The 13423-nt window shown below is 70.0% G+C and carries 9 protein-coding genes; 3 read left to right on the top strand and 6 right to left on the bottom strand.

What is annotated here, in order from left to right:
* Window positions 1-16: 16 nt before the first annotated feature.
* The 6 genes from ACQHII_RS28690 to ACQHII_RS28665 form a co-directional block, all read right to left on the bottom strand.
* On the bottom strand, window positions 17-3118 hold the full coding sequence (locus ACQHII_RS28690) for a glycosyl hydrolase 115 family protein (protein ID WP_427922004.1): 3102 nt from the start codon (window positions 3116-3118) through the stop codon (window positions 17-19).
* Window positions 3119-3300: 182 nt separating this feature from the next.
* Window positions 3301-4494, bottom strand: coding sequence for an elongation factor Tu (gene tuf, locus ACQHII_RS28685; protein WP_019072299.1), 1194 nt, complete (start codon window positions 4492-4494; stop codon window positions 3301-3303).
* Between the two features lie 143 nt (window positions 4495-4637).
* Window positions 4638-6767 carry an elongation factor G gene (fusA, locus tag ACQHII_RS28680; protein WP_427922003.1) on the bottom strand — a complete coding sequence of 710 codons (2130 nt, stop codon included), beginning with the start codon at window positions 6765-6767 and terminating at the stop codon, window positions 4638-4640.
* Window positions 6768-6806: 39 nt separating this feature from the next.
* The gene (gene rpsG, locus ACQHII_RS28675) at window positions 6807-7277 is read right to left on the bottom strand and encodes a 30S ribosomal protein S7 (protein WP_005481264.1); all 471 of its coding nucleotides are present in this window, start codon (window positions 7275-7277) and stop codon (window positions 6807-6809) included.
* A gap of 3 nt (window positions 7278-7280) precedes the next feature.
* Window positions 7281-7652: a 30S ribosomal protein S12 gene (rpsL, locus tag ACQHII_RS28670; protein WP_003948652.1), complete on the bottom strand. Its 372-nt coding sequence runs from the start codon at window positions 7650-7652 to the stop codon at window positions 7281-7283.
* 321 nt (window positions 7653-7973) lie between these two features.
* The gene (locus tag ACQHII_RS28665) at window positions 7974-8528 is read right to left on the bottom strand and encodes a DUF1707 and DUF4190 domain-containing protein (RefSeq protein ID WP_427922002.1); all 555 of its coding nucleotides are present in this window, start codon (window positions 8526-8528) and stop codon (window positions 7974-7976) included.
* Window positions 8529-8758: 230 nt separating this feature from the next.
* Here ACQHII_RS28665 and ACQHII_RS28660 point away from each other — a divergent pair, with 230 nt between their 5' ends.
* The 3 genes from ACQHII_RS28660 (at window position 8759) to ACQHII_RS28650 (ending at window position 13371) form a co-directional block, all read left to right on the top strand.
* Window positions 8759-9514, top strand: coding sequence for a Crp/Fnr family transcriptional regulator (locus tag ACQHII_RS28660; protein WP_427922001.1), 756 nt, complete (start codon window positions 8759-8761; stop codon window positions 9512-9514).
* Between the two features lie 312 nt (window positions 9515-9826).
* Window positions 9827-11122, top strand: a complete 1296-nt coding sequence (locus ACQHII_RS28655) for a hypothetical protein (protein ID WP_427922000.1) — start codon at window positions 9827-9829, stop codon at window positions 11120-11122.
* The gene (locus tag ACQHII_RS28650; RefSeq protein WP_427921999.1) at window positions 11119-13371 is read left to right on the top strand and encodes a hypothetical protein; all 2253 of its coding nucleotides are present in this window, start codon (window positions 11119-11121) and stop codon (window positions 13369-13371) included. The genes ACQHII_RS28655 and ACQHII_RS28650 overlap by 4 nt, the downstream gene beginning before the upstream one ends.
* Window positions 13372-13423: the final 52 nt, after the last annotated feature.

Here is a 13423-nt window from a genome sequence, read left to right as displayed (position 1 = left end):
CCGCCGCGCCGACGCACTACACCCGCCGGCTCTCCAACGGCCCCAGGTACAGCGCCGGCAGACCCCCCGTGTCGATCACGAGCCGCTGCAGCACCACCGTCGGGTCCACCATCCAGAACTTCAACCGGTGGACCCCCGCCTTCGTCACGGAGTGTTTCGTCGACGTCGCGTTGACGTTGTCGGAGGTGTTGCGGGCCCACACCGCGTTCAACAGCCCGTCATCAGCACCGACGTTGATGTCGACGGTCTCGACCGGCCCGCCGTCCAGGGAGACGCCGTAGCGCAGACCGCCCGTCCGCAACGCAGGGTTACGAGGGGACAGATACGCCCACACCGTCACCTCGCCCGCTGCCAACAGGCTCACCTCGTACTCCAGTCGCGGCGAACCCGCCCCACCCGGCGTCTGCCTGGGCAGTGTCACCGGCCACGGCGTCACCCCGGCCCCCGTCCGTCCGATGCAGTCGATACGACGCCACCCGCCGACCGCCCGGTCGTAGTGCTCCGCGTCGATCGCCACGTAACCGCCCGCCTCCACGAACCCCCGCAGCCCCCGGAGTTCCCGGGCCGACGGCTTCTCGGCGACGCAGGTGACAGCCACCGACGCCCCCGCACCGGTCACCGTCAGCACCCCCTCCGCACGCCCCACCGGAACGCGCGCCCAGTCCACCCCCACCTCCACCCGCACCTGCCGCTCCACCCGTCCCCGCGACCGCTCCACCACCAACCACGGCACCGACGACGTATCGATCCGGTAGTCGAACGCCGTACGCCCCCGGTTGAACACCTCGACGAACTGCTGCGGCCGGGTCTGGTACGGACTGAAGACCGGTAGGACGGGCGCCGCCCCCGACGCGCCCCCCGGCCACCACACCCCCGTCTCCGAACCCTCCGTCTCCACCGCCACCCCCAGCTCCGCCCCCTCCCCCACCTCGATCCGCCGCACCGCCGGAAACAGCACATCCGGCAGCGCCACGTTGTCCCGCTCCGGCTGCTGCCAGCCGGCATTGGGGCCGTACCGCTCCACATCCCCGTAGTCGATGTGCGGCTGCGTCTGGAAGCCGCGCCATTTCCCGCCCGCCACCGTCGAGTTGAAGCGGTCGGCCAACGCGAAGTCCGTCGCCAACCCCGCCTCCGCCGCCTCCGCGAGGTCGTTCGTCGCCGCCCGGCCCTGCGCCGCGTAGAGCAGGTTCGTGAACTCGGCCGACCGCAGCGCGTACAGGTTGGCGGTCGCCAGCACCTCGTAGCCGACGAGTTCGAACCACGCGTCCCGCACCCCGCCGTCCCGCACGCCACCGCCCCGCACCCCACCGCCACCCGGCAGCCGCCGCCCGATCCGCTCGGCCCGCCGCCCCAGCTCCCGCCACTCCTCCGTGACCCGCTCCAACTCCCGGTGCCCGAAGGCGAACGGCGTCTGCCGGTCGTCGTAGACCACCTGGCCGTCGACGAGAGTGATCCGCCGGTTCAGCAGTTCCGGCTTGCGGCGCGCCTGCAACTGCCCGTACTCCGCGAGGACGGACGCGATCTCCTGCGACAGGACGTCCCCGAAGTTCTGCCGCGCGTACCGCCGTTCCCACTCCCCGAGCCGCGAGAGATCCCAATCCCCGGGATTCCAGGCGTAGTTGAGGAAGAACTCGGTCGGCAGCTCGTTCCCCTTCAGATCGCCCACATTCGCGACCCACAACTCCCGGTTCCCGTACGCGTGCGCCGCGTGCAGCTGCTCCCACACGTTCCGCAGGTTCGCCGTGTCCACCCACTTGTAGTTCCGCCCGGCGCCCACGTAGTCGAAGTGGTAATACAGCCCGTAGCCCCCAGCCCGATCACCCTCCGCCGCATCCGGATGCTTGCGAACGTTCCCCCAGTTGTCGTCCGTGAGCACGACCGTGACATCCTCCGGTGCCCTCAACCCCCGGTCCCAGTACCGCTGGACCTCCTTGTACAGCGTCCACACCTGCGGGGTCTCCGCCGCCGGGCGGCCCGTCACCTCCTCGATGATCCCCCGCTGGGCCGCGATGATCTCCCGCATGAGTTCGATGCCGTCGCCGTCCGGGAGGCTCGTGTCGCCGTTGCCGCGCATGCCGAGCGTGACGACGCCCTCGAAGCCCTGGTCGACCATCCGCTGCACACCGGCCCGCCAATAGGCCTGTATCGCCCGGGAGTTGAGCCGGTACGACCACTCGCCCGTGCCGCCGTACGGATCGTGTCCCGGTGTCACGATCGCGCCGGAGGAGTCGCGGACGGCGGCCACCGCGTGGCGGTTCCACTCCTCGATGCCGCGCATCATGGGCGCCTCGTGCGACGTGCCCATGACAACCCCATACTCGGCCGCCCGCCGGTGGTTCTCCGGGTCGTCCTCCGCGAAGGCCCGCCCCCACACCGCCGGCCAGAGGTAGTTCCCCTTCAGGCGGAGCAGCACCTCGAAGACCCGGGCGTAGAAGTCCGCCGTGAAGCCGCCCGGATACCCCGGCGCCTTGCCCGGCCCGAAGTACGCCGGTGCCCAGGTCCCGAGCGCCGGGTTCTCGTCGTTGATGAAGAAGCCCCGGTACTTCACCGCCGGCGTGCCCTGCGAGTACCGGCCCGGCAGCACCCACACCTCGCTCCGCCGCGTCGGCGGTACGTCGTCCCACCAGTGCCAGGGCGAGACGCCGATGCCGTACGAGACGTCGTACGCACCGAAGATCGTGCCGCGCGGGTCGCTGCCCGCGACGACGAAGGCCCGGTCCACTCCCGGCATCGGGCGCTCGACCACCGTCTGGAGCGAGGTCTCCCACCTGCCGCGGATCCCGGAGACGTCCAGTTTCCCGGCGGCCACCAAGCCGTCGATCAGCGCGCTGCGGCCGATCGTGCCGACCAGCACCGCCTCCCGCGCGAGCCCCGCACCTGGACGTACGCCCACGACGCGTTCGATGTCGGCCCGCAGGTCCCCTGCTACCCGTACGACTCCGGGGTGATCGTCGGGGTCCACCACGACCGGGGCGCCGACGAGGGGGAAGGCACCCGTCGTACGCGAGAAGGAGATGTACGCACCCGCCTCGGCAGACCGCGGGATCCCCGACGACAGCACCGGCACCGCGGCAAGTCCCGCACCCAGAAGCGCTCTTCGACTGACGGACGCAGACATGGCACACCCCTCCACACCCAATTTGGTCAGCGGCATGACAAATGGTGGGACGAGCGACCGGAGGGGACAACGGGTCGTGCGCGCCGAATAGTTTCGTAACAGCCACCCCAGGGCAGCAAAGAGGCCCGTACGACCGAAGTCGTACGGGCCTCCCCGGAAACTACAACCGGGTCAGATCAGAACTACTTGTTGATCTTGGTGACCTGGCCGGCGCCCACCGTGCGGCCACCCTCACGGATGGCGAACTTCAGGCCCTCTTCCATGGCGACGGGCTGGATGAGCGAAACGGTCATCTCAGTGTTGTCGCCCGGCATGACCATCTCGGTGCCCTCGGGGAGGGTCACGACGCCGGTCACGTCCGTGGTGCGGAAGTAGAACTGGGGACGGTAGTTGTTGAAGAACGGCGTGTGACGGCCACCCTCGTCCTTGGACAGGATGTACGCCTGGGCCTCGAACTCCGTGTGCGGGGTGACCGAGCCGGGCTTGATGATGACCTGGCCGCGCTCGACGTCCTCGCGCTTGATGCCACGGAGGAGGAGACCGACGTTCTCACCGGCCTGGCCCTCGTCGAGCAGCTTGCGGAACATCTCGATGCCGGTGACCGTGGTGGTGGTCTTCTCCTGCTTGATGCCGATGATGTCAACGGTCTCGTTGACCTTCAGGACACCACGCTCGATACGGCCGGTGACGACCGTACCGCGACCGGTGATCGTGAAGACGTCCTCGACGGGCATGAGGAACGGCTTGTCGACGTCACGCTCGGGGGTCGGGATCGACTCGTCGACGGCGGCCATCAGGTCGAGGACCGTCTGGCCCCACTCCTTGTCGCCCTCGAGAGCCTTGAGCGCCGAGACCTTGACGACCGGCAGGTCGTCGCCCGGGAACTCGTACTCGGAGAGGAGCTCACGGACCTCGAGCTCGACGAGCTCCAGGATCTCCTCGTCGTCCACCATGTCGGCCTTGTTCAGGGCGACAACGATGTACGGAACGCCGACCTGGCGGGCCAGGAGCACGTGCTCCTTGGTCTGCGGCATCGGGCCGTCGGTGGCCGCGACCACGAGGATGGCGCCGTCCATCTGCGCCGCACCCGTGATCATGTTCTTGATGTAGTCCGCGTGACCGGGGCAGTCGACGTGGGCGTAGTGACGCGTCTCGGTCTGGTACTCGACGTGCGCGATCGAGATCGTGATACCGCGCTGGCGCTCCTCAGGAGCCTTGTCGATCTGGTCGAAGGCCGAGGCCTCGTTCAGGTCCGGGTACGCGTCGTGCAGCACCTTGGTAATGGCGGCCGTGAGGGTCGTCTTACCGTGGTCGATGTGACCGATGGTGCCGATGTTGACGTGCGGCTTAGTCCGCTCGAACTTTGCCTTCGCCACTGGGGTCCTCCTGCGGAGTGGTTCTGGTACGCCTTACTCATCGGCGCCAGGTGATCTTTGCTGGGATGCCGCCCGCCGGGGTCTGCCCTCCCGGGTGAGCCCCGGCGGTCGGTGTCAAGCCTAAAGCGTGCAAACGGTGTGTGTTACTCGCCCTTGGCCTTCGCGATGATCTCCTCGGCGACGTTCCGGGGAACCTCGGCGTAGGAGTCGAACTGCATCGAGTAGCTTGCGCGACCCGAGGTCTTGCTGCGGAGGTCGCCGACGTAGCCGAACATCTCCGAGAGCGGCACGAGGCCCCTCACGACGCGGGCACCGGCACGCTCCTCCATGGCCTGGATCTGGCCACGGCGGGAGTTGATGTCGCCGATGACCTCGCCCATGTAGTCCTCGGGCGTGGTGACCTCGACGGCCATCATCGGCTCGAGGAGCACGGGAGACGCCTTGCGGGCGGCCTCCTTGAACGCCTGCGAACCGGCGATCTTGAACGCGAGCTCGGAGGAGTCGACCTCGTGGTAGGCACCGTCGAGCAGCGTGATGCGGACGCCCGTCATCTCGTAGCCCGCGAGGATGCCGAACTGCATGGCCTCCTGCGCACCGGCGTCCACCGACGGGATGTACTCCCGCGGGATACGGCCACCGGTGACCTTGTTCACGAACTCGTACGCCGGACCGTCGGTCTCGGTGATCGGCTCGATCGCGATCTGCACCTTGGCGAACTGACCGGTACCACCGGTCTGCTTCTTGTGGGTGTAGTCCACGCGCTCGACGGCCTTACGGATCGTCTCACGGTAGGCGACCTGCGGCTTGCCGACGTTGGCCTCGACCTTGAACTCACGGCGCATACGGTCGACCAGCACCTCGAGGTGCAGCTCGCCCATACCGCCGATGATCGTCTGGCCGGTCTCCTCGTCCGAGTGGACCTGGAAGGAGGGGTCCTCCTCCGCGAGACGCTGGATGGCGACACCCAGCTTCTCCTGGTCGCCCTTGGACTTGGGCTCGATCGCGACCTGGATGACCGGCGCCGGGAAGTCCATGGACTCCAGGATCACCGGGTTCTTGTCGTCGGACAGCGTCTCACCGGTGGTGGTCTGCTTCAGGCCCATGACGGCGACGATGTCGCCGGCGCCCACCGAGTCGATCTCCTCACGCTTGTTCGCGTGCATGCGGTAGATCTTGCCGATGCGCTCCTTCTTGCCCTTGACCGAGTTCAGCACTGCCGAACCCGCCTCCAGGCGGCCCGAGTAGACCCGGACGAAGGTGAGCTTGCCCAGGTGCGGGTCGCTCATGATCTTGAACGCGAGCGCGGACAGCGGCTCGTCCACGGACGGCTTGCGCTTGACGACGACCTCGGGGTCCTTGACGTCGTGGCCCTCGATGGCCTCGACGTCGAGCGGGGTCGGCAGGTAGCGCACGACCGCGTCGAGCAGGGGCTGGACGCCCTTGTTCTTGAACGCGGTACCGCAGAACACCGGGGTGACCGTGGTGTCCTTGGACTTGCCGGACGCGATGGTGATACGACGGATCGCGGCGTACAGCTGCTCCTCGGTGGGCTCCTGGCCCTCCAGGTACAGCTCCATGATCTCTTCGTCGTTCTCCGCGACGGCCTCGACGAGCTTGTTGTGCCACTCCTCGGCGGCCTCGGTGTGCGTGGCCGGGATGTCGACGACGTCGTACATCTCGCCCTTCGCAGCCTCGGCGGACCACACGAGCGCCTTCATGCGGACCAGGTCCACAACGCCCTTGAAGTCCATCTCGGCGCCGATCGGCAGCTGCATGACGAGCGGCTGGGCGCCCAGGCGGTCCGAGATCATGTCCACGCAGCGGTGGAACTCGGCGCCGGTACGGTCCAGCTTGTTCACGAAGCAGATGCGCGGCACGCCGTAACGGTCGGCCTGACGCCACACCGTCTCGGACTGCGGCTCGACACCGGCGACACCGTCGAACACCGTGACGGCACCGTCGAGGACGCGCAGCGAGCGCTCCACCTCGACGGTGAAGTCGACGTGGCCCGGGGTGTCGATGATGTTGATCGTGTAGTCGTCGTCCTCAAGCGGCCAGTGACAGGTGGTGGCAGCAGAGGTGATCGTGATGCCACGCTCCTGCTCCTGCTCCATCCAGTCCATGGTGGCGGCGCCGTCGTGGACCTCACCGATCTTGTAGCTGACGCCGGTGTAGAAGAGGATCCGCTCGGTGGTGGTCGTCTTGCCCGCGTCGATGTGGGCCATGATCCCGATGTTCCGGACCTTGGCCAGGTCAAGTGAAGTGGTAGCCATAAGGCTTCGGTCTTCTCTCGGTCTCGATGTGGGTAGCGACTACCAGCGGTAGTGCGCGAAGGCCTTGTTGGACTCGGCCATCTTGTGGGTGTCCTCGCGCTTCTTGACGGCCGCACCGAGGCCGTTCGAAGCGTCCAGAAGCTCGTTGAGCAGGCGCTCGGTCATGGTCTTCTCGCGACGGGCGCGGGAGTAGCCGACCAGCCAGCGGAGCGCGAGCGTGTTGGCGCGACCGGGCTTGACCTCGATCGGCACCTGGTACGTGGCGCCACCGACGCGGCGGGACTTGACCTCAAGCGTGGGCTTGATGTTCTCCAGCGCGCGCTTGAGCGTGATGACCGGGTCGTTGCTGGTCTTCTCGCGCAGGCCCTCCATGGCGCCGTACACGATGCGCTCGGCGGTGGAGCGCTTGCCGTTCAGCAGCACCTTGTTGATCAGGGAGGTGACAAGAGGAGAACCGTAGACCGGGTCGATGATGACCGGGCGCTTCGGGGCGGGGCCCTTACGAGGCATTTTCTACTTCTCCTTCTTGGCGCCGTAGCGGCTGCGGGCCTGCTTGCGGTTCTTCACACCCTGGGTGTCAAGCGAACCGCGGATGATCTTGTAGCGAACACCGGGCAGGTCCTTCACACGGCCGCCGCGCACGAGCACGATGGAGTGCTCCTGCAGGTTGTGTCCCTCACCCGGAATGTAAGCGGTGACCTCGATCCCGCTGGTCAGACGCACACGCGCGACCTTACGCAGGGCCGAGTTCGGCTTCTTCGGGGTGGTCGTGAACACACGCGTGCAGACGCCGCGACGCTGAGGGGAACCCTCGAGTGCGGGCGTCTTGTTCTTCTCGACCTTGTCCTGCCGGCCCTTCCGGACCAGCTGCTGGATCGTAGGCACTACTTCTCCGGTTTCTGTGTGCCGATGGTGAAGCTAACCTGGAACGTCGCCGACCCACGCGGTCGGGTGTGTCGAATCCCGCAGACTTTCGCCGGGTAGCAAAAGGGGCGCAGATTGCGGTGGCCAGTGTCGGCCCCCTTAGTGCGGTTCAAGGCACGCACGAGGGCCAGGGCACACCCCAGGCACAAGGTCTGAGCGTACCTACCTCATTCGCTGCGGTCAAAACAAATGGGTGTCACCCACGGCTCGGCGGGGAAGAGGCCATAGCCGCACCCGCCCGGCGATCTTCGAATCCACGGCAGGGTCCACGGCCGGGACGGGTCAGTTCGAGCTCACCCCGGCCACCACCAGCAGCATCAGGAACAGGGTCCAGGCGCTGACCGCGAGCCACCCGAAGACCAGCCCGGTCAGCGCCAGCCCGTCCCCGCCCTCGTCGCTCCGGCGTATCTCCGCGCGGGCGGTGTGACCCAGGATCACCGCGGGGATGCCGGTCAGGCCCAGCGTCGGCACGATCAGCAGGCCGCAGACCAGGGAGCCGACCGCCTTGCCGTTGGTCGGCGGCGGGGCCGGCAGGAAGGTCGGCGGCACCGGACGGAACCCGGGCGGCGGCACCTGGACGACCGCCGTCTGCGGCCCCTGGGGCAGATCGGCGACCAGCAGCATCAACTCGCCGACCGTCCGCGCGTCGTAGGCCCGCGCGATCCGCTTCTCCAGCTCGTCCTCCCGCAGCCGCCCCTCGGCGAAGCCCGCGCGGAGCACGTCCACGGCGCGCTCGCGGTCGGCGGTCGCCGCCAGCATCGACGCCCCGCCCTGCCCGTGCCACGGCTGCGGTCCCTGTCCCTGTCCCTGGCCCTGCCACGGTGTCGGGTACGACACGGAACACCTCCCCCGGCGCCGGAGACCGAATGCCTCCATGATGCTCCAACGTGTCGAAAAGGGCACCGGTTCCCCACCAGGTACCTCCCCGGCCGCGGTGGCCCCGATGGCGTGAACCGACATGCTGACCGACCGGCTTCCGCCAGTGGCCGGTTTCCGCACTTTCACTCTCCGCGATGCCGTGCTTTCAGTACGTTGATCGACCCACTGTCGGAATTCGGGGGATGTAAATGACAACGGGGATACCGGCGTACACGCCGGACGACGGGGGTCTCGACGACCAGGTGCCGTTCCTGGCCCGGCTGGAGGGCGAGGACCGTTCGGCGCTGCTGGCCCTGGGACGCGCGCTGGACTTCACCCCCCGGATGGTCCTGGTCCGCCAGCACGAACCCTCCGCGCACGTGCTCTTCCTCCTGTACGGCTGGACCAAGGTCACCGCCTCGGCCGCCAACGGCTACGAGGCCCTGCTCGCGCTGCGCGGCCCCGGCGACATCGTCGGCGAGTCGGCCGCACTGACCGGACGCCCCCGGTCGGCCACGGTGACCGCGCTGGAACCGGTGCGGGCGGTGGCGGTGGAGCGCGGCCAGTTCAAGAGCTTCCTCAACCGCTCGCCCGCCGCCTCTTTCGCCCTCCTCGGCCTCACCACGGACCGCACCCGCGCGGCCGACCGGCGCCGGCTGGAGTTCGCGTCGATGAGCGTGCGGGAACGGTTCGCCGTACTGCTCCTGGACCTGACCCGCACCCACGGCCGCCGCACCCCCGACGGCATCGAACTCGCCGTCCCCCTCAGCAAGCAGGAGCTGGCCGGGTCGGTCGGCGCGTCCCGGGAGATGGTCCAGCGCCTGCTGAAGGAGTTACGCGACAAGGGTGCCGTCTCCACCGGCCGCCGCACGATGCTGATCATGCGGCCGGACATCCTGCGCCGGATAGCGGCCGCGGGACCTACCGCGGGGATTCCGTCACCGCCGGGGCCGGTGGAGGACTGAGCGGACCGGGACCGGCCGGTGGTGGCGGACCGGGCCCGGTCCGCAAACGGGGACCAGGGCCGCTACGGCTCGCTGCGGTGCCTCCCGCGTCCCTGACGGCGAGTGGGACCTCGCGGACGCGGCCCGGAGCCAAGGCCGCCTGCCCGGCCGGTCGGGGCGCGGCACGTCGGCGACCGGTCCGGCCGGACAGCCCCGGCAGACCCCGACTGTGAACACCTTCACAGTCCAAGTGCGTCATCCTCCCTCACCGCTGATGCCCCGTCAGCCTCACGCTGCTGCTCTGCACAAGCACGCCCCCGTGAAAGGCGACCCATGAGCGACCCCGTGAGCCGCACGATCCTGCTGCTGGACATCGAGAGGTACAGCGACCGGGACGACGTGGAACAGGCCTATCTGCGCCGCATGCTCTACGACATCACCGACCGCACGCTGGAGAGCGCGGGCATCGACGAGACCCGGCGGCTGCGGGCCGACCGCGGTGACTCGGTGATGGAGCTGATCGACGCGAGCGCCCCGGTCACCGCGCTGCTGCGGGCCCTGCTCACGGAGGTGCCGGTCCGGCTGAAGGCCGTCAACCGCATGGCGTCCCGCTCCGCACAGATCCGGCTGCGCGGTGTCGTCGCCACGGGGTACGTCGCCGTGGACCTGCACGACGGCTGGGTCGGCTCCGACCTCAACCACGCCTGCCGGCTGCTGGACGCGGACGTCCTGCGCGCCGCCCTGCGCGAGCGCACCGCCGACTTCGCGCTGTGCGTCTCGGACGGCCTGTACGCGGGAGTCGTCAGGCATGACCACCCGGGCATCCCGGCCGACGACTTCCACCGGGTGACGGTGGCGAGCAAGAACGGCCCGCTGGAGGCCTGGCTGCACGGACCGGTGCCCGAGGGGGCCGCCGGCAAGAACCACGGTGACGCGGGGAAGGGGGAGGGGGAGGCGCAGGGCGGATCGGGGGACCGCCCTGCGCCCGGGGCCCCAGGGCCGGAAGCTCCCGCGCCCGATGCCTCCACACCCCGGACCCCTACGACGCAGGCCCCGGCCGCGGCCTCGGCCTCGGACAACTCCTCGGCGCAGCCCACGACTTCGGACACCCGCGCAGCGCGGGCCCCGGCCGCAGACAACCCCGCGACCCAGCCCACCACTTCGGACACCCGTCCAGCGCAGGCCCCGGCCGCAGACAACTCCGCGACCCAGCCCACCACTTCGGACACCCGCGCAGCGCAGGCCCCGGCCGCAGACAGCCCCACGGCGCAACCCCCGGCCGCAGACAGCCCCACGACGCAACCCCCGGCCGCAGACAACCCCGCGACGCAACCCCCGGCCGAGGACGCGCCCGCAGCGCGGCCCCCCGCCTCGGGCGCCCCTGCCTCGGACGCCCCCGCTCCGGGCGCCCCCGAAGAACGGGTGCCGCCGCAAGGCGGGTCACCGGAGAACAGCCCGGCGCCGGACGGAACACGGGGAGCCCCGGCGCCGGGTGTCGTCTTCCACTTCAACGGCGGTTCGCCGTCCTTCGGCGGCAGCCTGGTCGGCCACGACCAGCACGGCGTCAGCGGCGGCCAGGTCACCGGCGACGTCCACCTCGGCGGGCAGGAGCGGAGGGACGGCGCATGAGTGACCAGGAGGAGCCGGAGAAGCCGAGAGCGGCGTCCGGCGGCCCGTCCGACGCCAAGGACCAGAAGGGCCCGAAGGACCAGAAGAACGCCAAGGGCGCCAAGGGTTCCGGCGACCCGAAGCAGGGCGAGACGGCCGCCGACGACGCCCCGCAGGGCGACGACGGCGACGGGGAACGCGACCAGCCGCAGGACGCCTGGGCCGCCCGCCGGGACCTGATCGACCACAGCCCGCGCAGCATGCACGTCGGCGACCGCTCCCGCTTCGGCGGCGGCCTCGTCGGCCACGACCAGCACGGCGTCAGCGGCGGCCGGGTCACCGGCGACGTCATCATGGGCAGCAAGACGGAGATCCACTACGCGATACCCGGCCTGTCCGCGCCCGCCGCCGCCTCCGGCGAGGTCCCGCGGACCGTCCTGGAGCGCCTGGCCGAGACCTTCGTCGCCGACGAGGAGTACATGGCCGGACTGCTCGAACGCCTGCGCGGCGACCGCGTCCTGGTCCTCTCCGGCGCCCGCTTCACCGGCCGCCACACCGCCGCCCTGATGCTGCTGCACCGGCTGGGCGCCGACCCGGTCCGCACCCTGGTGCGCGACACCAGCCCGGCCTCCCTCGCCGACGGGTTCGGCGCCGAGGACCAGGCCCGCGGCTACCTCGTCAGCGACCTCGCCACCCGCCGCGACCGCCCGCTGCGCGAACCGCACCTCCTCGCCGCGAAGGACCGGCTCGTCGAGCAGGACGCCTATCTCGTCGTCACCGTCGGCCCCACGGCCGTGCTGGAGAGCGACGTACCGAACGTCGAGTGGCTGCCGCCGAGCGCGGCCCAGGTCCTCGCCGCCCATGTGCGCGCCCGCACCGACGAGGAGACCGCGGCCAAGCTGCTGGAGCTGCCGGACGTGGTCGAGTTCCTCGGCCGCGACCACCAGCTGCGCGAAGTCGTCGCGTTCGCAGGGCAGTTGGGCCGGTTCGCGGCCGGCGAGACCACCGAGGACGCGATCGCGCAGTTCTCGCTGATCTCCCTGGAGAACCAGGTCCAGGAGTGGTTCGAGGAGGACGAGAGCGCGATCCATCTGCGGGACAAGGCGTTCCTGGTCGCGCTCGCCGCGTTCGACGGCGGCCCGTACGCCCTCACCGCCGAACTCAGCGACCTCCTCTACCGGTTCCTCCAGGAGACCGAGAACCCCAGCCGCGTCCCCGAGGTCCCCGTCTTCGGCACCCACATCGGCAAGCGCCTCCAACTCGCCCGCGCCACGCGGTACGAGGAGGACGAGCACACCGAATGGGGCCCGGTCGCCCAGCAGAAGGCCAGATTCCTCGACGAGCGGGCCTCACTCGTCCTGCTGCGCGAACTGTGGACCGGCCACCCCTCCGCCCGCCCGGCCCTCATCAACTGGCTGCGCCGGCTCGCCGACGACGGCCGTCCGCTGGTGCGCACCCGCGCCGCGTCCACCGTCGCGATCCTGGCCCGCACCGACCTGCCCTCCGCGATGGCCCTGGTCATCGAGGTGTGGGCCACCTCCAAGCTGTTCCGGCACCGGCTGGTCGCCGTCAACTCGCTGACCCTTGCCCACCTCATCGACACCCCCAACATCCCGCGCATCCTCGACGACTGGTGCGAGGGCGACGACGAGCGCCGCCGCTGGGTGGGCGTCCGGTCGTACGGCCTGATCGGCTCGGAGCGCCCCGAACAGGCACTCGCCGCACTGCGCAAGGCGGTACGCCGGCTCTACGAGAACGACCAGGACCTGGACCTGGAGATCGGGCGTGAACTCGCCGAGGCCGTAGGGCTGTTGCTGCTCTCCTCGGCCGAGGAGCAGGCGCTCGCGGAGCTGCGCGAGCACCTCGACGACGACCGCGCGGTGCGCGACCTCACGCTCGCCGGCTTCGTCAACGCCTGCGGGCGCACCGAGGGCGACGAGCGCTACGGCATGCCGCTGGTCCTCGACTGGTACGCCCGCGCGGTGGCCGCGGGCCGCCCCTCGGCGTACGGCATCCCGTACCTCTGGCGGGCGGCCCTCGCCGATCTGCGCACCACCCGGCCCGCGCTGGACGTGCTGAAGGCCTGGGTGCTGATCGCCGACCGCGCCACTGCCACCGAGTGGGCGCTCGCCGCGCTGCTCCCGGCCCTGGTGGCCACGCCCGAGGACCACCAGCGGCTCAGCCACCTGCTGCGCACCATGTCCGGCGAGGACGGAAAACCGCCGCCCCGGGTGGCCGCCCGCCTGCTGACCACGCTCCCCATCCGCTGACCCACGTCATCCGCCGACCCACGTCGGAACGACCCGCGCACGCCGGGTGGTA

This window comes from Streptomyces sp. cg40 (assembly GCF_050320165.1).
GTDB lineage: Bacteria > Actinomycetota > Actinomycetes > Streptomycetales > Streptomycetaceae > Streptomyces > Streptomyces hokutonensis.
This window is presented reverse-complemented; position numbering and strand designations above follow the sequence as displayed.

Excerpts from the sequence above, each read along its gene's own strand:
- fusA (WP_427922003.1), bottom strand. The coding sequence starts at position 6,767 with ATGGCTACCACTTCACTTGACCTGGCCAAGGTCCGGAACATCGGGATC.
- ACQHII_RS28690 (WP_427922004.1), bottom strand. The coding sequence starts at position 3,118 with ATGTCTGCGTCCGTCAGTCGAAGAGCGCTTCTGGGTGCGGGACTTGCC.
- ACQHII_RS28660 (WP_427922001.1), top strand. The coding sequence starts at position 8,759 with ATGACAACGGGGATACCGGCGTACACGCCGGACGACGGGGGTCTCGAC.
- ACQHII_RS28650 (WP_427921999.1), top strand. The coding sequence starts at position 11,119 with ATGAGTGACCAGGAGGAGCCGGAGAAGCCGAGAGCGGCGTCCGGCGGC.
- ACQHII_RS28655 (WP_427922000.1), top strand. The coding sequence starts at position 9,827 with ATGAGCGACCCCGTGAGCCGCACGATCCTGCTGCTGGACATCGAGAGG.
- rpsG (WP_005481264.1), bottom strand. The coding sequence starts at position 7,277 with ATGCCTCGTAAGGGCCCCGCCCCGAAGCGCCCGGTCATCATCGACCCG.